24 protein-coding genes and 1 pseudogene are annotated in these 19,581 nt (G+C 31.6%); 9 read left to right on the forward strand and 16 right to left on the reverse strand.

Features of this window, described 5'->3' with window-relative positions:
• Positions 1-115 precede the first annotated feature (115 nt).
• From AL499_RS12700 to AL499_RS12230, 15 genes and pseudogenes are all read right to left on the reverse strand, one after another.
• Positions 116-214: pseudogene (locus AL499_RS12700) on the reverse strand (hypothetical protein); the annotation flags it as partial.
• A 433-nt stretch (positions 215-647) separates the two neighbouring features.
• Positions 648-1,271, reverse strand: coding sequence for a phosphatase PAP2 family protein (locus AL499_RS01915; protein ID WP_002492773.1), 624 nt, complete (start codon positions 1,269-1,271; stop codon positions 648-650).
• Between the two features lie 14 nt (positions 1,272-1,285).
• The gene (locus AL499_RS01920) at positions 1,286-2,359 is read right to left on the reverse strand and encodes an undecaprenyldiphospho-muramoylpentapeptide beta-N-acetylglucosaminyltransferase (protein ID WP_002459156.1); all 1,074 of its coding nucleotides are present in this window, start codon (positions 2,357-2,359) and stop codon (positions 1,286-1,288) included.
• A 17-nt stretch (positions 2,360-2,376) separates the two neighbouring features.
• The gene (locus tag AL499_RS01925; RefSeq protein ID WP_002459157.1) at positions 2,377-2,880 is read right to left on the reverse strand and encodes a GNAT family N-acetyltransferase; all 504 of its coding nucleotides are present in this window, start codon (positions 2,878-2,880) and stop codon (positions 2,377-2,379) included.
• A 15-nt stretch (positions 2,881-2,895) separates the two neighbouring features.
• Positions 2,896-4,311, reverse strand: a complete 1,416-nt coding sequence (locus AL499_RS01930; RefSeq protein WP_207754615.1) for a S41 family peptidase — start codon at positions 4,309-4,311, stop codon at positions 2,896-2,898.
• 204 nt (positions 4,312-4,515) lie between these two features.
• Positions 4,516-4,737 (reverse strand): YozE family protein, encoded by a 222-nt coding sequence (locus AL499_RS01935; protein WP_002492786.1) that lies wholly within the window; start codon positions 4,735-4,737, stop codon positions 4,516-4,518.
• Positions 4,737-5,237 (reverse strand): PTS sugar transporter subunit IIA, encoded by a 501-nt coding sequence (locus AL499_RS01940; RefSeq protein ID WP_002492789.1) that lies wholly within the window; start codon positions 5,235-5,237, stop codon positions 4,737-4,739. Before AL499_RS01940 ends, AL499_RS01935 begins: the two co-directional genes overlap by 1 nt.
• Before the next feature lie 12 nt (positions 5,238-5,249).
• Entirely contained in the window at positions 5,250-5,678 is a 429-nt protein-coding gene (gene msrB, locus AL499_RS01945; protein WP_002459161.1) for a peptide-methionine (R)-S-oxide reductase MsrB, read from the reverse strand.
• The gene (gene msrA, locus AL499_RS01950) at positions 5,671-6,198 is read right to left on the reverse strand and encodes a peptide-methionine (S)-S-oxide reductase MsrA (RefSeq protein ID WP_002459162.1); all 528 of its coding nucleotides are present in this window, start codon (positions 6,196-6,198) and stop codon (positions 5,671-5,673) included. Before msrA ends, msrB begins: the two co-directional genes overlap by 8 nt.
• Before the next feature lie 88 nt (positions 6,199-6,286).
• Positions 6,287-7,126 (reverse strand): DegV family protein, encoded by an 840-nt coding sequence (locus AL499_RS01955; RefSeq protein WP_002459163.1) that lies wholly within the window; start codon positions 7,124-7,126, stop codon positions 6,287-6,289.
• A gap of 485 nt (positions 7,127-7,611) precedes the next feature.
• On the reverse strand, positions 7,612-8,097 hold the full coding sequence (locus AL499_RS01960) for a dihydrofolate reductase (protein WP_002459164.1): 486 nt from the start codon (positions 8,095-8,097) through the stop codon (positions 7,612-7,614).
• A gap of 40 nt (positions 8,098-8,137) precedes the next feature.
• Entirely contained in the window at positions 8,138-9,094 is a 957-nt protein-coding gene (locus AL499_RS01965) for a thymidylate synthase (RefSeq protein ID WP_002478224.1), read from the reverse strand.
• A 193-nt stretch (positions 9,095-9,287) separates the two neighbouring features.
• Positions 9,288-9,725, reverse strand: coding sequence for a bacilliredoxin BrxA (gene brxA / locus AL499_RS01970; protein ID WP_002492665.1), 438 nt, complete (start codon positions 9,723-9,725; stop codon positions 9,288-9,290).
• A gap of 232 nt (positions 9,726-9,957) precedes the next feature.
• The gene (locus AL499_RS01975; RefSeq protein WP_002459167.1) at positions 9,958-10,212 is read right to left on the reverse strand and encodes a NifU N-terminal domain-containing protein; all 255 of its coding nucleotides are present in this window, start codon (positions 10,210-10,212) and stop codon (positions 9,958-9,960) included.
• A 10-nt stretch (positions 10,213-10,222) separates the two neighbouring features.
• A complete protein-coding gene (locus AL499_RS12230; protein WP_002459168.1) occupies positions 10,223-10,417 on the reverse strand; it encodes a zinc-finger domain-containing protein in 195 nt (64 codons plus the stop codon).
• Positions 10,418-10,653: 236 nt separating this feature from the next.
• On the opposite strand from AL499_RS12230, the gene AL499_RS01980 reads away from it, so the two are divergent.
• On the forward strand, positions 10,654-11,358 hold the full coding sequence (locus tag AL499_RS01980; protein ID WP_002492666.1) for a queuosine precursor transporter: 705 nt from the start codon (positions 10,654-10,656) through the stop codon (positions 11,356-11,358).
• Positions 11,359-11,565: 207 nt separating this feature from the next.
• Positions 11,566-11,967 carry a ribonuclease HI family protein gene (locus AL499_RS01985; RefSeq protein ID WP_002492661.1) on the forward strand — a complete coding sequence of 134 codons (402 nt, stop codon included), beginning with the start codon at positions 11,566-11,568 and terminating at the stop codon, positions 11,965-11,967.
• A gap of 292 nt (positions 11,968-12,259) precedes the next feature.
• Here the strand turns inward: AL499_RS01985 and AL499_RS12705 are convergent, their stop codons facing one another.
• Positions 12,260-12,412 carry a M42 family peptidase gene (locus AL499_RS12705; protein ID WP_002459171.1) on the reverse strand — a complete coding sequence of 51 codons (153 nt, stop codon included), beginning with the start codon at positions 12,410-12,412 and terminating at the stop codon, positions 12,260-12,262.
• 840 nt (positions 12,413-13,252) lie between these two features.
• On the opposite strand from AL499_RS12705, the gene AL499_RS02000 reads away from it, so the two are divergent.
• The 7 genes from AL499_RS02000 to AL499_RS02030 are packed head-to-tail and all read left to right on the forward strand — an operon-like array spanning position 13,253 to position 19,518.
• Positions 13,253-14,698 (forward strand): PTS ascorbate transporter subunit IIC, encoded by a 1,446-nt coding sequence (locus tag AL499_RS02000; RefSeq protein ID WP_002478227.1) that lies wholly within the window; start codon positions 13,253-13,255, stop codon positions 14,696-14,698.
• Between the two features lie 37 nt (positions 14,699-14,735).
• Positions 14,736-15,017 (forward strand): PTS sugar transporter subunit IIB, encoded by a 282-nt coding sequence (locus tag AL499_RS02005; protein WP_002459174.1) that lies wholly within the window; start codon positions 14,736-14,738, stop codon positions 15,015-15,017.
• Positions 15,018-15,041: 24 nt separating this feature from the next.
• A complete protein-coding gene (locus tag AL499_RS02010) occupies positions 15,042-15,521 on the forward strand; it encodes a PTS sugar transporter subunit IIA (RefSeq protein ID WP_002492664.1) in 480 nt (159 codons plus the stop codon).
• A gap of 48 nt (positions 15,522-15,569) precedes the next feature.
• On the forward strand, positions 15,570-16,235 hold the full coding sequence (locus AL499_RS02015; RefSeq protein WP_002459176.1) for a 3-keto-L-gulonate-6-phosphate decarboxylase UlaD: 666 nt from the start codon (positions 15,570-15,572) through the stop codon (positions 16,233-16,235).
• Between the two features lie 4 nt (positions 16,236-16,239).
• Entirely contained in the window at positions 16,240-17,103 is an 864-nt protein-coding gene (locus AL499_RS02020) for an L-ribulose-5-phosphate 3-epimerase (protein ID WP_002492662.1), read from the forward strand.
• Position 17,104: 1 nt separating this feature from the next.
• Positions 17,105-17,809 carry an L-ribulose-5-phosphate 4-epimerase gene (locus tag AL499_RS02025; RefSeq protein WP_002459178.1) on the forward strand — a complete coding sequence of 235 codons (705 nt, stop codon included), beginning with the start codon at positions 17,105-17,107 and terminating at the stop codon, positions 17,807-17,809.
• 32 nt (positions 17,810-17,841) lie between these two features.
• A complete protein-coding gene (locus tag AL499_RS02030; RefSeq protein WP_002459179.1) occupies positions 17,842-19,518 on the forward strand; it encodes a BglG family transcription antiterminator in 1,677 nt (558 codons plus the stop codon).
• The last annotated feature ends 63 nt before the right edge of the window (positions 19,519-19,581 follow it).

Here is a 19,581-nt window from a genome sequence, read left to right on the forward strand (position 1 = left end):
ACACTGTTTATTTCACTACCTGACTTTTCTATTTTATTATAATACAAAATATTTAACCACCAACCATAGTCTAAGATTTATGATTAACTTTCAAAAATTTATCATAAAAATTTCAGTTTTCTAATTGACAATCATTATCAATGATGTATAATAATAATTGAAAATGATTATCAATACCAAATAGAACTCCCCCCACATATTCGTTCTTATGGATTGATCATTTTCGAATTCCCCTTTTATATGCCCTTAAAAGACTAACGTAAAGCTTACAATAACGCTAAACGTGTACATAAAAGCAGCTCCCTAATGGTAGCTGCTTTTAATCTATATTTTGACACTGACATTCCTTATCATATAATTCGGAATGTTAAGAAAAAATTGGAATATAAATTCCAAAAAATAGCACAAAGGTGATGTGAAATAAATCATCTTTGTGCTTCTTTATATTGTTGGCTCACTTGCTAAGGGGATAGCTTTAGGTACCCCAACCTGCTTTGCTTGTAGCCTTTCTTTTTGAAAGCCTTTTTGTTTGGTGAAATGCGCTTCGCATTTCTCTCTGTTGGGGCCCCAGTCAAAGATATTTTGTCCTAGCTGATTAGTTTTGGCTATTTAAAATGATAGTTAATGATTTAACTTGCATTGATTTTTTAATTTGTAATGTTATAAAGTTTTTTTCTTAAAATTAGCGTTGATAAAACAATACAAAATATCCCACCAATGATACCGGCAACAATATCTGTAGGATAATGAACTCCTAAATAAACTCTAGAGATGGATACCATCAAAATCATTAATGCACATAAGCCAATAATAATACCTTTATCAGCGCCAGACATTTTACGGTTAATAATAAACATCACGCTTCCAAAGAATGAGGTCGAACCCATAGCATGTCCACTTGGAAAACTAAATCCAGTGATATCAATTAATCGCAATAAAGTTGGTCTTTCACGGTCAAATATATTTTTTAACACCGGATTGAGTATACTTGATAGTCCCATAACTAGTACAAAAAAGAGTGCTTCTATTTTACAACGTTTAAGCATGAGATAGGCAATCAGCATTAGAGAAAGTGACAACATGGCCCACACTTCACCAATTTTGGTTGCACCTAATAATATAGATGTCGTGATAAAACTTTCTGAAGCATAAATAAATTCGTAAACCTCATTATCAATCCACTTTCCCAAACGAGACTCATGAAAGAAAGCTATTATTCCAAACACTAATGTAAAAATAATGAGCAATGAAATGCGCTTCGTGCGGTTCACAAAATTTCCCCCTCTTAATGACTGAGTGCATCATCGATGATTTTATTTAATAAATCTTCTTTGGTATAACTTTCTTGATAGTCTGACATATGATTCATTATGCTATCTCGTGATGCTTCAATATCTCCTAGCTGCTCTAATAGCTTAGTTGATGATAGTTCTTCTTCTAAAACGACACGCCCATAACCTTTTGATTCGAAATATTTTGCATTATCAATCTGGTCACCACGTGATTGGTCTAAACCTAAAGGAATTAATAACATTGGCAGTCGCAGCGTTAAAAATTCGTATATTGCATTTGATCCAGCTCGACTAACTACAGTATCTGTAATAGCTAACAGATCCGTCAATTCTTCTTTCACAAATTCATATTGGATATAACCTTCTTTTTGAATCGAGCCATCAATAAGTCCTTTACCTGTTAGATGGATAATTTGGTAATCTTCGAGCAGTGCCTCTAAATTTTCACGAATAACACTATTTAATTTTTTACTTCCTAGACTACCTCCCATTACTAATAAGACTTTTTTATCTTTATCAAATTGAGTTAATTCATACCCTCTTGAAGCATGACCATGCTTTAAATCTTCACGTATGGTTGCACCAATAAAATCAGCCTTGGATTTTGGTAAGTAGTTCAGTGTATCTTCAAATGTTGTATAAATCTTTTTCGCAAATTTTAGACTAATTTTATTCGCTAATCCTGGTGTTAAATCAGACTCATGAATAATAGTGGGTATGTTTAAGGTACGAGCAGCAATAACCACTGGAACTGAGACAAATCCGCCTTTAGAAAACAACAAATCAGGTTTTTCTTTTTTAAGTATGCGGCGAGCATCCCATATTCCCTTTACCACTTTAAAAATATCTTTAGCATTTTCAACAGAAATATAGCGACGTAATTTACCACTTGAAATAGCATGGTATTCAATATCAGGTAATTGAGATTCTATCATTTCTTTCTCAATTCCTGCTTTTGAACCAATATAAAATGCACTATATCCATGATTTAACGCAGTGGGTATCAAACTTAAGTTTACTGATACATGACCCACTGTTCCGCCTCCTGTAAATGCAATTTTAGTCATAATTATAACCTCTATTCTTAAATGTTTTTATAATAGGCATAAAATGGCGCACCTCTATCAAATGGATGATAGTCGATTTCAGCTTCTCCAACTTTTGTAAAACCAAATTTTTCAAATAAACCTTGTGCAGGTTTATTCAATGCAAATGTATCTGTCAAAATAACATGTATACCGTGATCTGTTGCTAAATTAACAGCAAATTTAAATAATTCAGTTGCAGCGCCTTTATATTCAGGATTTCCAGCTAAGCGATGAATAACATATGCGCCTTCCCGTTTAACTGGCCAGTCAAGTTTATCATACCATTCTGATTGTTGTTGGTCGACAACAATAAAGCCTTGGATTTCATCATTGTCCTCTAGTACATATAATGTTTGATTCGCAATATCTTCTTCAAAGTGTTCTCGTGCAGGATATTTGTCATCCCATTGATTATTATTAAATTCTTTCATTATTTCTTTGGCAGTTTCTACTAATGCTTCAATGTATGGCAAATCATTCTTAATTGCTAATCTAATCATGTTAAGAACACCTCTTTATTTTAATTTTTTTAAAAGTTCATTTAGAACTTTGTCTTCTTTATTTGCTTTTTCAACCAATTGTACTGTGAACTTATCATTTGTTTCCTTATCAAATTGTCCATTTACAGTTAAGTTATTATCTTGTTGAAATGCTTTAATTGCTTGTTCTAAGTTGTCGTCAAAGTCTTTAGATTCATTATCTACTTTATATCCTAATGCTGTTAGACCAATCTTCATAGCTTTCACATGTTTATTATTGTCTCCTTTATGATAGCTTGTATCATTCGGAATGACATTTAATGATTGGTATTTAGGCGTATCTAATTTGATATCTGGTTGAATACCTTTACCATGAATATAATGGTCCTTAGGTGTTAACCACTTCATTTGTGTATATTTTAGTAAAGAACCATCTTTAAATTCTTTTGTTGTTTGAACAATCCCTTTACCAAATGTTTTTGAGCCATATACCTTAGCTATACCATAATCTTTTAATGCGCCAGTAAATACTTCAGATGCACTTGCCGAACCTTCATTCACTAAAATCGAAAATTTCATATCTTTCGCTTCTTTTAATGAGTCATTTGAAGTATCGATTGTTTCTTTGTCATTTCCTTTTTCTAATTTAACTACGGGTTTACCTTTATCTATAAAAATATTCGCCATTTTCACGGCTTCATCTAATAAGCCACCTGGATTATTTCGTAAATCCAATATGACATTGTGTACACCTTGTTTATGTGCATCTAAAATTGCTGATTTTAATTCTCCAGAAGTGTTTTCTTGGAAGCGATTTATGGTAATAACTCCAATTTGTCCTTTTTTCTTATATTCCACACTCTTAACATGAATTTTATCTCGTTTAATTTTTATGTCTTTTTCTTCAGAACCGCGTTTGATCGTTAAAGTTACAGTTGTGCCTCTTTTACCTCTAACCATTTTCACTACTTGATCTAATCTTTGCTTTTCAACAGATTTACCATTAACTTTAGTTACTATATCTTTAGGTCGTAAACCTGCTTTCTCAGCCGGAGATGATTTCATTGGACTTGTTACCATAATCTGATTGTTTTTTTGCTGCATTTCAGCACCGATACCAACAAAATCACCAGAAACTCCCTCATTAAATGACTCTGTTTTTTCTTTAGTCATATATTCAGAATATGGATCTTTCAACTCTTTGACCATACCGTCAATTGCAGCTTCAGTTAATTTATTAGGACTTTGTTTTTTATAATAATCATTGTTTAATGTCTTATATACAAATTGAATTTTATTCATCGCTTGTCGCTCATCTTTTGTGAGCCCACTCACTTTATGACTGATAGCTAAAGTAATGCAAACTGTAATTGCTATCGTAGCTAAAATTATAACGAGTTGTAGTACTACAAATTTCCAAAATCTGAATTTCACACTTTTATGCTCATCCATTTCGTCGATTTGTTGATGTTCAGTTTCTTGACTCACTTTAACACTTCCCTCTATGTAACTATTCCCTCATGACCTTCTTAAGGCTTTTTGGATATTATCAGTATGTCGTTTCTCGTCAATAAACGCAAATAAAAAAGTAGAGGTTGGGAGCATAAAAATACGATGCGTCTCAACCTCTATAATTAAATATTATAGAAATTTAGATTAAAATTTTAGCCACTCAGAGTATTCTTCATATAAATCGTCAAACACATACATTGGAATCGTAAATTCACTTTGCGTTTCTATATATTCTGATAGTTTATTAAAATCATTTTCATGCTTTGGAAATGATAAATCATTAAAAATTTGTTCAGCTAATTTTCCTTTGTCACCTTTACGTCCACGTGCTGTTAAGGCAAAATGATAGAATGAATAATCTTTCATTATTTCATTGTCACATCAACTACTTTTGTTTCACCTTTGACAATAGCGTTGACATCATTGATATTGATAGCGCTTGTTTGATCAGTATTTGTAATAATAACTGGAGATATTACAGACTTAGCATTATTGCTAATATACTCTAAGTTAAATTTCACTAAAGGATCTCCAACTTGAACAGTGTCACCGCTATTTACTAATACTTCAAAGCCCTCTCCATCTAGCTGAACTGTATCTAAACCAATGTGGACTAATAGTTCTAAACCATTATCCGCTTTTAATCCGATTGCGTGTTTTGTTGGGAATACGTTATCAACCTTCCCTTCGATTGGAGAAACCACTTCGCCTTCAGTTGGATTAATACCAAAGCCTTCACCCATCATTTTTTGTGCAAATACAGGATCTGGAATATCCTCAATTTTTACGTATTCACCAGTTAATGGTGCATAAATTTCAATATTTTTATTAACTTCTTTGCCTTTACCAAATAGCTTTTTAAACATTTTAGGTCACTCCTATTTTTCAAAATGAGGGATTAAATCCCCATAGCCTAACTCTTGTAATTTGTCATATGGAATAAATTGAATGGCTGCAGAATTGATACAATATCTTAATCCACCTTGATCTTTAGGACCATCATTAAAAACATGCCCTAAATGACTATTAGCTTGTTCTGAACGTACTTCAGTTCTCACCATACCAAATGTTTTATCAACTAATTCCACAATTTCATCATCATTCAAAGCTTTTGAAAAGCTCGGCCAACCACAACTCGATTCAAATTTTTCTTCTGATGTAAAAAGTGGTTGCCCAGAAATTTTATCAACATAAATCCCTTTTTCAAAATGATTCCAGTATTCATTTTCAAAAGGAGGCTCTGTTCCATTTTCTTGTGTAACAAGATATTCCATTTCGTTTAAGTCATCTTTACTCTTTTTAATCATTTTGTCCTCCCCAATGTGATTCTATAAAACCTTTACGTCCCGAACCTTGTTGATACCGTTCGTAATGCTGTGGATTCTTTTTATAGTAATCTTGGTGATATGTTTCGGCAGGATAAAAGTTTTTGTATTCAATAATTGGCGTAATCACTGGTTTTTTAAAGATGCCTTGTTCATTTAATTGTTGAATTTTTAATTCAGCAGCTTTTTTCTGTGCTATATCATGATAAAAAATTGCTGGTTCATAGCTTTCGCCTCGATCAAAAAATTGGCCTTTGTTATCAGTGGGATCAAAGGTTTTAAAATAGACATCTAATATGTTCTCAAAAGATGTAATATCAGGATTATACGTGATTTGTACGGCTTCTCTATGGCCTGTTTGATTAGTACAAACTTGTTCATAAGTAGGGTTTTCAATATGCCCTCCACTGTATCCAGAAACAACATCTTCAATACCAGGATATGAGGTGAAAGGTTTTACCATACACCAAAAACAACCACCAGCCAACGTTGCATATGCCATATCATTGCCTCCTTAATTATCTCATAATTCACGCTAATTTTTAGCTATTAATAATTTACATTTTATGTTTTAACTCAGAATATTCCACTTAGTCTCGCAAAACAACCAAGCCTATAGCACCTTGGCCTGTGTGTGTTGAAACTACAGGTGTTGTTACATTAACATCATAATTTTCAAAGTCAAATGACTCCGTAAATTGATGTTTTACTTTATCAACAAATTCAATAACATTAGCATGTGCAATACCAATGGACTTTATTTTGTGATTTTCAACAAATTCTGCGATTTCTTTTTTTAAAAATTTAATACTCGCATTTTGCGTTCTTGAATTATGCACAATTTCAAGGCTGCCATCTACTAACGTACCAACTGGTTTAATTTTCATAATATTACCAATTAAACCCTTCGTTTTACTAATTCTACCGCCTCTAATTAGTTGATTCAACTGCCCAATAACAACAAATAATTTAATATTTTGTTGCATATCTTTCACTTTTTGAACAATTTCATCAGTACTATAACCTTTATTAATAATTTCAGATAAATATTTTATTTGATAACCTAAACCAAATGAAATAGATTTTGAATCAATAACTGTAACATCAGCCTCAACCATATGGCTGGCCTGAACGGCTGTTTGATACGTACCACTTAATCCAGATGACATGTGTATACTAATAATTTGAACACCTTGTTGACCCAATTCTTCATATTTATTGATAAATTTTCCAATAGAAGGTTGGCTCGTTTTAACATCAGCCTCATCTTCAATTCTGTTTATATATTCTTCCGACGAAATATCAACCTGGTCTACGTATGATTTACCATCAATCGTTAAATTGAGCGGTACAACATGGATTTGATGCTCTGCTAAGTATTGATGTGTTAAATCTGAAGTTGAGTCGGTAACAATAACCTGTTGTTTCATAAAGTCCTTCCCCCAAAAAATGATATATTTCGTATAATTTTAGACTATAACTTTACGTTTCAGTCATTAATAACTTCAATGGAGAATAGCATGTTACGTATTTTAAAGTCTATTTGTTAGTTATTATAAGCTGACAAAAGTACATTTTTCACTATTGCACTTTTTATTTATTTTAAACATTTAACTAATTATTCATGTTTGTGACACAAAATCTAACCCAAATTTGCATCTTTATTACTTAGGATTAATTATTTAAACATAACACTCACGTTGTTACTTTAGTTAGCATCATACTAACATTATTTATAAAGTACAACTGATTTATATTACAAATACGCATTAATGACGTTTATAGCTTAAGTCAAACTGAATTCTAAAATTATATTTAGCGAGCGATCGACTTTATGCCTTCAGCATAGAGAAAATACTAAAAAGCATTTCATCAAGCTTTGCGAGCTGTGAATTGGGGCTCCACGCCATTAGCTCTAATTTTTCTTACGTCTAACTAAATGTAAAAAAGTATGAGGAATTGTATTCTTTTCATCCAAAACACCTTCTTCTGAAGATGCAACTTCCCACTCTTCAAAAGTATATGGCGGAAAGAACGTATCACCTTTAAATTTCCCTTCTAACACAGTAATATACATATCATCTACTTTATCAATCATTTTGTCGAAAAGACTTTGCCCACCAAAAATAAATACATGACCTGGCAAATTATATATTTCATCAATAGAATGGATAACATCAACACCATCATGTTGAAAATTTTGATTATGTGTTAATACAACATTACGTCGATTAGGTAGAGGTTTACCAATGGATTCAAAAGTTCCTCTACCCATGACTAACGTATTGCCTGTTGACAATTTTTTCACATGCTTTAAATCATTAGGTAAATGCCATGGTAAATCGTTATTATAGCCAATCACGCGTTGTTGATCATGTGCTACTAATATTGATAATGTCATAATTGCACTCCTTTACTATTAGTTGTTAAATGCTTGTTTATCAAACAGCTATAGGCGCTTTAATCGCTGCATGTGATTGATAATTTATCAATTCGATATCCTCATAACTAATATCAAAAATAGATTTATCCGTATTAATACGAATGGTTGGTGGTTCAAAACTACTGCGACTCAGTTGTGTATGAACTGCATCTATATGATTAGAATAAATATGTGCATCGCCAAATGTATGGATAAATTCACCAACTTCTAAATCACATTCTTTCGCCACCAAATGGGTCAATAAAGCATAACTTGCTATGTTAAAAGGTACACCTAAAAAGATATCAGCACTTCGCTGATATAATTGACAACTTAATTTGCCATTTTGTACATAAAATTGAAACATAGTATGACATGGTGGTAAAGCCATTGTATCAACTTCTGCAGGATTCCAAGCTGAAACAATATGACGTCTAGAGTTAGGATGGGTTTTTATCTGTTCAATGACCGTCTTTAACTGATCAAAGTGATTGCCGTATTGGTCCACCCAATCGCGCCATTGTTTTCCGTATACATTTCCTAAATCTCCATATTTTCTAGCAAATGCATCATCGGTGAGAATATTTTCTTTAAATCGTGTCATTTCTTCTTTATATTGTGCTTTGAAATGATCATCAACCAATGAGCGATGACCAAAATTAGTCATATCTGGCCCATGATAATCAGAGGATTTAATATATTTTTCAAAAGCCCATTCATTCCAGATATTATTATTGTGTTGTAATAAATATCTAATATTCGTATCACCTTTAATAAACCACAGTAACTCTGTAGCCACCAATTTAAAAGACACTTTTTTTGTTGTTAGCAATGGGAATCCTTTGGTTAAATCAAAGCGCAACTGATGTCCAAACTTGGAAACTGTTCCTGTTTGCGTACGATCATCTTTATTTTTACCGATAGCTAATATATCTTCACATAAGTCATGATATGCAGCATCAAATGGATTTAACATTATTTAATCTCCTTTCTTAAATAAAATGTGTTAAATATTAGTTTTATTATACTAGAAAACTTAAAAGACTAAAAAGAAAATCTCCAGCGCTAAGTGAGAAATAGTACAATATTAGAATGATTACGCACATTTTTATATTTATTTAAAAAAGTCTAAATTGAAGTTTATTTCACTTCAACTTAGACTGTAGATTTTAGTTGCAATACTCATCAAAAACATCTTTAATATCCATGCAAATATCTTGAATATCTCGTCCTTCGATATGTTCACGAGGAATAAAATGTTTTAATTCAGTTCCTTTAAACAAGGCGTAAGATGGGCTTGACGGCACTTGTTGAATATACGCTCTCATAGTTTGTGTAGCTTCTTTATCCTGACCAGCAAAAACAGTTATCTTGTGTGTTGGCTTTTTATCATTTTGATCTGCTACTGCTACCGCCGCTGGACGTGCTAAACCAGCTGCACAACCACATGTAGAATTGATTACTACAAAAGTAGTATCGTCTTCCCCAACTTGATTCATATATTGTGAAACTGCATCACTTGTTTCTAAACTTTCAAATCCATTTTCTGTAAGTTCAGCTTTCATTTGTTGTGCAAGCTCCCGCATATATTGTTCATATGGATTCATGATATTTCCCCCTCATAGTTTTCTTCTTTCAACATTACAATTTATTTCAAAACAAAGGTAACCCTTCAGCTCCGTTTTGAATATATAAAATTGTCATCTTAATTTATAATTTAACTTCATATACTAACGATCAGCCTATGACTTTAATACTTCTAATTTATTAAACAGCAACTTAATTAGATATAACAGTACGTCGTCAGACATATTATAAATCAATTTTTAACCGGTACTTTTATGCATTAAACTTTTCTTGGATTTTAGGAATTAATTCATCCCAATCTTTATCATTTTCCTTATCGACTGAAATAAAATCCATCACATAAAAGATAGAGGTTACACCTTCTATATCAAATAAGCGATTAATAAATTCAGGTTGTCCATCTGCAGCATGCGTGTAAGTATCTGATTTATTATCACTTCTTTTTTCTGACAGCGTAATTTTTATTGTATTTTGATTCGGTGTTTCGCTAATTGCTTCAATTTGCATAATTTACCTCCTATTGCAGTTCATTTCCAATTTGTTTAATTTGCTTACCCACTGAACATTCATTAATGCAAAAATGATGCGCTTGGGTCTTACCTTCTGTCTTTCTTATATGTGATTTCAACAAACATTGTTCACAATACGTGTTCATTAAATCATCTATCTTATGAATTGCATTCTGCTCGGAATGTGTAAGTATATCAGACACTCCTTTTAAGTCATTTTAGGCTTAATAGCACCTAATTTTAAATACATGTTAACATTATAGCTTAATTTATTATAATTTTGAATTATTCTATTTCTCATTACCACGAGCTTTTACTTATTATTCGTTATAAATGTGGTTATATTTAAATTGCATATTCGAATTTTTTGAAGTAAAATGTATAAGTTGTTTTTAGCGGTTTCTAAACACCCGCATTATCAAAATTTAGGAGGATTTCTATGTTTAATGAGATATTTGGGGCAGCAAGTTTTTTAGTTACTTTTATTTTAATGGTACTTATGTTTCGAGCTTTTGGCAAACAAGGCCTTATTGTTTGGATTGCTATAGGTACAATCATTGCCAATATCCAGGTCATAAAAACAATTCATATTTTTGGCATCTCAGCAACTCTTGGTAATGTCATGTTTGCTTCGATTTATCTAGCAACTGACATACTAAATGATATTTATGGTCGAAAGATAGCTAAAAGAGCAGTTTGGCTCGGGTTTTCTTCAACTTTAATTATGATTATTGTTATGCAAATGTCATTGCATTTCATTCCAGCACCTGAAGACATTGCGCAAAGTGGCATGGAAACGATTTTCAATCTTATACCAAGAATCGCACTAGGTTCTATCATAGCTTATATTATTGGTCAACATGTTGATGTGTTTATTTTTAGTATGATTAAAAAGATATTCAGTTCGGATAAAACATTTATTATTCGTGCTTATGGTAGTACAGCTTTAAGCTCAATTATAGATACTGCACTATTCGTGGCTATCGCATTTATTGGCACATTACCTGGTATGGCCGTGTTTGAAATTTTTATTACTACGTACCTATTAAAACTTTTATCTACAATACTAAACGTACCTTTTGGTTACATTGCTAAATCCATGTATCGTAAAGGTAAAATAGCTAACCTAGATAAAGATTACTAATATACATTTAATATTATTGACTACACTTAAATAAACTAACTTGTTGATTATACCTAACAGTTATAGACATGAGCGGAATATGAGGTCACATATGACTTTATTCCGCTCTTTTTCTATATCATCTATAAATTTTCAATTGCTATAAACAAAGTTATTTCTTAAAATAAATTTGTATTATAAATTTAAAGTATTGCAGGTGTTGTTTCAATGGCTAAAATATTTTTTGATGCTGCAACCAATGGTAATCCAGGTGAAAGCTGTTGCGCCATTATTATTAAAGACGATAACAATCATCATATTTATACGCATTATATCGGCCTTTTAGATAATCATAGTGCAGAATGGGCAGCTTTTATTCGCGCTCTAGAATATGCACGTGAGCTTAATGTGACAAATGCTTTATTATATACAGATTCTAAGCTTATTGAAGATGCTATGTTAAAAGATAATGTAAAAAATATAAAATTTAAACCGTATTTGGACCAAGTCAAAATATTAGAACCTAGTTTTGATTTATTATTTGTCAAATGGATTCCTCGAGAACAAAATAAAGAAGCAAATCATCATGCTAAACAAGCACTTTACCAATATATTAAAAATAAAGATTGATTTAGAATAAGCCGTGTTTAATATAGGCAGCCGACTTCAATAATACCGATGCGTCAGATGCGTAATAAGGATAAATATCTATTTTAAAGTAGAATATGATTGGTTTCACATAATTTTGCTAAATGCTTTTTAAGCACTTTATGATATGAGCCAGAGATATCTTCTGCACTGATTAAAACTATCTACTCATCCAGCGATTGACCATCACCCATTATCCCCATTTCTAAGGCCCTATACTTCAATCATATATTCTGAGATTGAAGCATTAGCATCATAGCCTATTGCTTCATTATTAAAAATGTAAAATTGTGTTATATGTTGTAGCATCATTGTGTTTTAATTTTTTGAGTAATCCAATAATCATCGTTACACTTGACTTATCATCCAGATGTCTTGATTTAATAAACCCCGTTTTTGGAATTTGTGTCCTTGAATCAAAACTCATAAAGTTCCCCCACTTCTATACATAAATCTCTAGTTTATTGTGCTGATTATGTACTCCAATGCGCACTTCCATATATTTATCATCTTTAGAACGTTTATTGCTGTCTTTATAAACATGAACACTTGTTTCATGTATACATATTGTTCCTGTAAATGTGCCTCCTGATTCAGTTTAAATTTCACATTTCTCATCTTCTATTAAGTTAAATCCACTAATAAAATCAATGTTCAAACGGCTATCTTCCTTAATTTCTTTAACCATTCAAGCTATTGTATCTACATGTTCATATATATAGCTTTGCTTCACATTGTGCTCGCCTTCTAAAGTAATGCACCTTTATTAGTTATCTGTGTCGGATAAGCTAACTGTTCAGCGTGCGCTTTGATATATGAAGTTGTATCTAGCATGAACCCTCTTAAAAGTTATAAAAATTTCCCATCCGTCCGATTTATTATACAACCTAACTCACTTACTTATTTGGTTATTTTAGGATTAATGTTATTGATATTTTTTAATTTATATAGGTAAAAACCAAAGAATTATTAACTTGGTCAACTAACACTTGTTAAGGAATAAAGTAAAGAATGTTTTGTTATAAATAAGTCATACTAAAAATATATATAAAATTAGTGTTCATAATTCAAAAATCAAATGTCATGTTTAATTATAAATTTCATGCGATATTTTTATTTATACCTTTAACAAAACAATTAAATATTAAAAAACTATATTTGTACACTCTTGTGTGTACAAATTGGTCTTACATGTAAGCGGATTCATTTATATAATAATTCTTGTAAATCAATGCATTATAGGTTTAATACTACGGAGGTTATAAATATGGAATATATACCAATAATCTTAAATTGGTTTTCGCAGAATATCTTACAAAAACCAGCTTTCTTTGTTGGTTTGTTAGTAATGCTCGGTTACGCTTTACTTAAAAAACCGTACTATGCTGTTTTTGCTGGAGCTGTAAAAGCAACTGTAGGCTACATGATTTTAGATATTGCTGCTGGCGGATTAGTCACAACATTTCGGCCTATTCTAGCAGCTCTTAATTACAAATTCAGTATTGGTGCTGCTGTTATCGACCCTTATTTTGGATTAACTGCAGCAAATGACAAAATCGCTAATAACTTTCCAGAATTTGTAGGTATTGCGACATCTGCACTTTTAGTAGGATTTTTTGTGAATATCTTTTTAGTAGCATTACGCAAAATCACGAAAGTCAGAACGTTGTTTATTACTGGACATATTATGGTACAACAAGCTGCAACAATTACGGTAATGATTTTACTGATTCCAACATTCCGTGAAAGTCCATTACTTGCTACGTTTGGTATTGGTACAATATGCGGATTATATTGGGCAGTAAGTTCAAATTTAACTGTTGAACCTACACAACGTTTAACAAACAATGGTGGATTTGCGATTGGTCACCAACAACAATTTGCGATTTGGTTTACAGACAAAGTCGCATCAAAATTGGGTAACAAAGATAAAAATTTAGATAACTTAAAATTGCCAAAATTTCTAAGTATTTTTCATGACACAGTAGTTGCATCAGCTACTTTAATGTTAGTTTTCTTTGGAACCATTTTATTCATCTTAGGTCCAGATATTTTATCAAATGCTAAAGTCATCACAAGTGGTACTTTATACGTGCCAGAAAAACAATCATTCTTTATGTTCGTTATTCAAACGGCATTCACGTTCTCTGTTTACTTATTTATGTTAATGCAAGGTGTAAGAATGTTCGTTGGAGAATTAACAAATGCATTCCAAGGTATTTCTAACAAATTACTTCCTGGTTCATTCCCAGCAGTAGACGTAGCAGCTTCATTTGGTTTTGGTTCTCCAAATGCTGTACTGTTTGGTTTCGTGAGTGGTTTAATTGGACAAGTCATTATGATTGTCTTATTAATCGTATTCAAAAACCCAGTACTTATTATTACGGGGTTTGTACCTGTATTCTTCGATAACGCAGCTATTGCTGTATACGCAGATAAACGTGGTGGTTGGAGAGCAGCAATAATATTGTCATTTATTTCAGGAATAATACAAGTTACATTCGGCGCTTTAGCAGTATTATTACTTAGCCTTTCAGGTGGATATCATGGAAATATCGATTTAGACATTCCATGGGTACCATTTGCTTATATGTTTAAATATTTAGGTATTGCTGGTTATATTTTGGTTTGTGCATTCTTTTTACTTATCCCTCAATTACAGTTTAGACGCGCTAAAAATAAAGAAGCTTATTATTCAGGGATTCATCAATAACAAAAACAATAATTAATTATATTTAGGAGGAATTTTTATGATTAAAGTACTTACAGCATGTGGAAACGGAATGGGTTCATCAATGGTTATCAAAATGAAAGTTGAAAACGCATTAAGAGAATTAAATGTATTAAATGTTGAATCTGCATCTTGCTCAGTAGGAGAAGCTAAAGGAATTGCTAGTAATTATGATATAGTCATCGTTTCTAACCATTTAATTGCAGAGATGAAAGACTATACAAAATGCAAACTCATAGGCTTAGACAACTTAATGGATGACAATGAAATTAAAACTAAATTAAAAGAAGCTTTAAAATAATTTTTAGTTAGGAGCACAATACTTATGAATTTAAAACAAGCTTTGATTGATAACGATTCAATTCAGTTAGGTTTAACTGCGAAAGATTGGAAAGAAGCTGTTAAGTTATCTGTACAACCACTCATCGATAGTGGTGCTGTTAAACCTGAATATTACGATGCAATTATTGAATCGACGGAACATTATGGTCCATATTATATATTAACTCCTGGAATGGCTATGCCCCATGCTCGTCCTGAAGCAGGTGTAATAAGAGATGCATTCTCATTAATTATTCTTAAAGAACCCGTAAAGTTCTCAGACGGAAAAGAAGTCAGTATTCTTCTTACATTGGCTGCAACGAGCTCGAAAATTCATAATTCAATTGCTATACCTCAAATTGTTGCACTTTTTGATTTAAAAGATGCAATTAGACGTTTAAATGATTGTCAAACTAAAGATGAAGTCCTTTCTATAATTGAAGAAACTAAAGATAGCCCTTATCTTGAAGGAATTAAATTTTAAAATTTATTTATAAATAATATTAAATTTAATTAGAAAGTAGGAAAAGAAATGACAAAGAAATTACCTAAATTGCAAGTAGCATTAGATCATTCAACAATGTCTGATGCGGTTAAAGCTGCTTCACTCGTTGGAAATGAAGTTGATATCATTGAGGCTGGAACAGTTTGTCTTTTACAGGTAGGAAGTGAACTAGTAGAAATACTAAGTAAACTATTTCCTAATAAAACAATTGTCGCTGACACTAAATGTGCAGATGCTGGCGGAACAGTAGCTTTAAACAACGCCAAAAAAGGAGCTGACTGGATGACATGTATATGCTCAGCAACTATACCAACAATGAAAGCTGCACTTAAAGCTATTAAAGAAGAACGAGGTGATCAAGGAGAAATACAAGTTGAATTATATGGAGATTGGACTTTTGAAGAAGCTCAAAAGTGGCTCGATATTGGTATTGAACAAGCAATATATCATCAGTCGCGCGATGCTCTATTAGATGGCGAAAGTTGGGGGGAAAAAGATCTTTCAAAAGTGAAAAAATTAATCGATATGGGCTTCCGTGTATCTGTTACGGGTGGTTTATCTGTAGAAACACTTAAACTTTTTAAAGGTATAGATGTTTATACATTTATTGCTGGTCGTAGTCTTACAGAAGCTGAAGACCCACTATCTGCTGCACGTGAATTTAAAGATGAAATCAAGCGTATTTGGGGGTAAGATTATGTCTCGTCCAATTGGTATTTATGAAAAAGCATTGCCAAAACATTATACGTGGATAGAAAAACTTAAATTCGCTAAAGAACTCGGTTTTGATTTTGTCGAACTATCTATTGACGAATCAGATACTCGTTTAGCAAGATTAGACTGGTCTAAAGAACAAAGACTAGAACTTGTAAAAGCTATTTTCGAAACAGGCATACGTATACCTACGATTACTTTCAGTGGTCATAGGCGTTTCCCAATGGGGTCAAATGATTTTAATACTGAAGAAAAATCTATGGAATTAATGAAAAAATGTATAGAATTTGCGCAAGATATCGGTGTGCGAAATATTCAATTAGCTGGTTATGATGTTTATTATGAAGAAAAATCCATAGATACTCACAAACGATTTATAAAGAATCTTCGACAAGCTTGTACGTTGGCAGAAGAAGCTCAAGTCATTCTTTCAATCGAAACAATGGATGATCCATACATTAATTCAATTAAAAAATATCTTGCCATTGAAAAAGAAATTAATTCCCCTTTTCTATACGTCTATCCAGACATAGGTAATATATCTGCATGGAACAATAACCTTTTAGATGAATTTTATAAAGGAAGACAATCTATTGCCTCTATACACTTAAAAGACACATACGCAGTAACAGAAGATTCAAATGGACAATTCAGAGATGTACCATTTGGAGAAGGTTGTGTAGAATGGGAAAAGTTTTTTAAAATATTAAAGGATATTCATTATAATGGCCCATTCCTGATTGAAATGTGGTCAGAAAATTATGATACTGTTGAAGAAACACGTTACGCTATAAAAACTGCACAATCTTTTCTTTATCCATTAATTGAGAAAGTGGGGTTAAAATAGTATGTCAGAAACATTAACACAAATGCGTCAGAACGTATATCATGGAAACATAGAACTTCCTAAATACAAACTTGTTAAATTCACCTGGGGCAATGTATCAGAAATCAATCGTGATTTAGGAATTGTGGTCATTAAGCCTTCTGGCGTAGATTATGAAAAACTCACACCGGAAAATATGGTCGTCACAGATCTTGAAGGAAACGTATTAGAAGGATCATTTAACCCTTCTTCTGACCTTCAAACACATCTTGAATTATATAAGGCATGGCCAGAAATTGGCGGGATTGTACACACACATTCTACAGAAGCAGTTGGATGGGCACAATCAGGATTAGACATTCCATTCTTAGGTACAACTCATGCAGATTATTTTCATGGTCCTATACCATGTACACGTTCATTGACATATAATGAAGTTGAAGATGCCTATGAAAAAGAAACAGGAAAAGTCATTGTCGAAACTTTTAAAGAACGAAAACTTGATCCAACGTCTATTCCTGGTGTTATCGTTAGTAATCATGGTCCGTTTACATGGGGTAAAAATGCTTCACAAGCTATCTATCATTCTGTTGTCCTTGAAGAAGTCGCCAAGATGAACAGATATACGAAACAAATTAATCCGTGTGTGGAAAATGCACCAAGTTATATTATGGATAAACACTATTTAAGAAAACATGGCACTAACGCTTATTACGGTCAGCAATAACATTAAAATACTAAATAAAAAGGTGATAGTTTATGATACTCAGCTTAGATAAAACAAGTCATACTCTACTAGACTACTTAATTCAAATTGAACAACCAGAAACAATTACAGAAATCTCAAAAAATCTTTGTCAATCTAGACGTAAAGTATACTATCACCTTAAAAAAATAAATCAGTCATTACCAGACGATACAAAGAAAATAATAAACTACCCACATATTGGTATTTTATTAAACGATGATCAAAAACGCGCCTGTATAGAGTTATTAAGTAAATCTGATACAACGCAATATGTTATGAGCATAGAAGAACGCCAATGGCTAATCATCATATATATTTGTATCTCAAATGAATTCATTACAATCAACAAACTTATGGAACTTGTTGATGTCTCACATAATACGATTCTAAATGATCTCAATAATATTCGAGAACTTATAGAATTTGAACAATTTAATATTCATCTACGTGTAAAAAAGTTTGGAGGATATTATATTGAATGCCATCTGTTATCTAAAATTCAATTTATATATAAAATACTGCATGAAATTCATAAATCATCATCTGAAGCTTTTAAATCTTTGATTCATGAGAAACTTTTATCTAATACAAGCTTTAGTCACTATCACTCATTAGAAAAAACGGATTTTTTAAAGACCTTATTAAAAGAAATAAGTAATGATTTAGGTAAAATACTTAATCGAAAAGATAGTGAGTTTATGTTACAAATACTACCCTATTTGTTAATGGTTTCTTATAACAGCGGGATTAATGCTTACAATTATGAATTGATAAGAAAAGATTTCATACTTGTTCAAGAGCGCATTGAATATAAAGTGTCTGAAAAGCTTGTATCCTCTTTAGAGTCTGAATTTAATGTTTCTTTTGATCAAATGGCAAAAAATATTATAGCCCTTTTACTTTTATCATTGCGTAAAGATAGTGATATTCATAATGTTAGTAATGATTATGATGATATGCGTGAGACTTTAGAATTATTTTTATCGCTTTTTGAGCATGAATATAATATAAATATTTCAAAACGAAATATGTTGTTGAATCAACTTCTAACACACTGTAAATCTTTACTTTATCAAAAGACTTACAATATTCCTTCAGATACACAATTTACAAATAATATTAAAGAAAAGTTCAACTATCTATTCATGGTTACAAAGCGTTGTATTACATTACTTGAAGAAGCTTGGCTAATTCACATGACTGATGATGACATAGCTTATATAGCCATACATCTTGGTGGTGCAATTCACAATAATCCAAATAGTGAAATACCAGTTAAAAAAATTACACTTATATGCGATGAAGGTATTGGCATGAGAAAATTCTTCTTAAAACAATGCCAGTCCTATATATCTAATGCATATATTGATACTGTATTTACTTTAGAAGAATTCGATAGTGTTAAAGAAATTTTAAATTCAGATATTATCATTTCTACAAGTGATGCTATCGAAACGGATATTCCCGTAATATTTGTTAATCCAATTCTCACAAATGAAGATATTATACGTATCGTTTCTTATAGATATTCAAGTAATGAAATAAATTTTTATAATTTTTCTAATCAACTAGATTTAATATTGAAACATTATATTAGAGATGAAAGTGAACAATATAACTTACGAAATCAAATCGAAAAGTTATTTCTCAAAGAATTAATCCAAACTTTAGAAACTAAAAATTTTTAAAATTTCATTTGCATAAAGAAAGTAGATTCATTGAAATACTTAAATAACAATAATGATATAAGG

Origin of the sequence: Staphylococcus lugdunensis (assembly GCF_001558775.1) — a bacterium.
In the GTDB taxonomy this organism is placed as follows: domain Bacteria; phylum Bacillota; class Bacilli; order Staphylococcales; family Staphylococcaceae; genus Staphylococcus; species Staphylococcus lugdunensis.

Excerpts from the sequence above, each read along its gene's own strand:
- AL499_RS01920 (WP_002459156.1), bottom strand. The coding sequence starts at position 2,359 with ATGACTAAAATTGCATTTACAGGAGGCGGAACAGTGGGTCATGTATCA.
- AL499_RS01925 (WP_002459157.1), bottom strand. The coding sequence starts at position 2,880 with ATGATTAGATTAGCAATTAAGAATGATTTGCCATACATTGAAGCATTA.
- AL499_RS01930 (WP_207754615.1), bottom strand. The coding sequence starts at position 4,311 with ATGGATGAGCATAAAAGTGTGAAATTCAGATTTTGGAAATTTGTAGTA.
- AL499_RS01935 (WP_002492786.1), bottom strand. The coding sequence starts at position 4,737 with ATGAAAGATTATTCATTCTATCATTTTGCCTTAACAGCACGTGGACGT.
- AL499_RS01940 (WP_002492789.1), bottom strand. The coding sequence starts at position 5,237 with ATGTTTAAAAAGCTATTTGGTAAAGGCAAAGAAGTTAATAAAAATATT.
- msrB (WP_002459161.1), bottom strand. The coding sequence starts at position 5,678 with ATGATTAAAAAGAGTAAAGATGACTTAAACGAAATGGAATATCTTGTT.
- msrA (WP_002459162.1), bottom strand. The coding sequence starts at position 6,198 with ATGGCATATGCAACGTTGGCTGGTGGTTGTTTTTGGTGTATGGTAAAA.
- AL499_RS01955 (WP_002459163.1), bottom strand. The coding sequence starts at position 7,126 with ATGAAACAACAGGTTATTGTTACCGACTCAACTTCAGATTTAACACAT.
- AL499_RS01960 (WP_002459164.1), bottom strand. The coding sequence starts at position 8,097 with ATGACATTATCAATATTAGTAGCACATGATCAACAACGCGTGATTGGC.
- AL499_RS01965 (WP_002478224.1), bottom strand. The coding sequence starts at position 9,094 with ATGTTAAATCCATTTGATGCTGCATATCATGACTTATGTGAAGATATA.
- brxA (WP_002492665.1), bottom strand. The coding sequence starts at position 9,725 with ATGAATCCATATGAACAATATATGCGGGAGCTTGCACAACAAATGAAA.
- AL499_RS01975 (WP_002459167.1), bottom strand. The coding sequence starts at position 10,212 with ATGCAAATTGAAGCAATTAGCGAAACACCGAATCAAAATACAATAAAA.
- AL499_RS01980 (WP_002492666.1), top strand. The coding sequence starts at position 10,654 with ATGTTTAATGAGATATTTGGGGCAGCAAGTTTTTTAGTTACTTTTATT.
- AL499_RS01985 (WP_002492661.1), top strand. The coding sequence starts at position 11,566 with ATGGCTAAAATATTTTTTGATGCTGCAACCAATGGTAATCCAGGTGAA.
- AL499_RS12705 (WP_002459171.1), bottom strand. The coding sequence starts at position 12,412 with ATGAGTTTTGATTCAAGGACACAAATTCCAAAAACGGGGTTTATTAAA.
- AL499_RS02000 (WP_002478227.1), top strand. The coding sequence starts at position 13,253 with ATGGAATATATACCAATAATCTTAAATTGGTTTTCGCAGAATATCTTA.
- AL499_RS02005 (WP_002459174.1), top strand. The coding sequence starts at position 14,736 with ATGATTAAAGTACTTACAGCATGTGGAAACGGAATGGGTTCATCAATG.
- AL499_RS02010 (WP_002492664.1), top strand. The coding sequence starts at position 15,042 with ATGAATTTAAAACAAGCTTTGATTGATAACGATTCAATTCAGTTAGGT.
- AL499_RS02015 (WP_002459176.1), top strand. The coding sequence starts at position 15,570 with ATGACAAAGAAATTACCTAAATTGCAAGTAGCATTAGATCATTCAACA.
- AL499_RS02020 (WP_002492662.1), top strand. The coding sequence starts at position 16,240 with ATGTCTCGTCCAATTGGTATTTATGAAAAAGCATTGCCAAAACATTAT.
- AL499_RS02025 (WP_002459178.1), top strand. The coding sequence starts at position 17,105 with ATGTCAGAAACATTAACACAAATGCGTCAGAACGTATATCATGGAAAC.
- AL499_RS02030 (WP_002459179.1), top strand. The coding sequence starts at position 17,842 with ATGATACTCAGCTTAGATAAAACAAGTCATACTCTACTAGACTACTTA.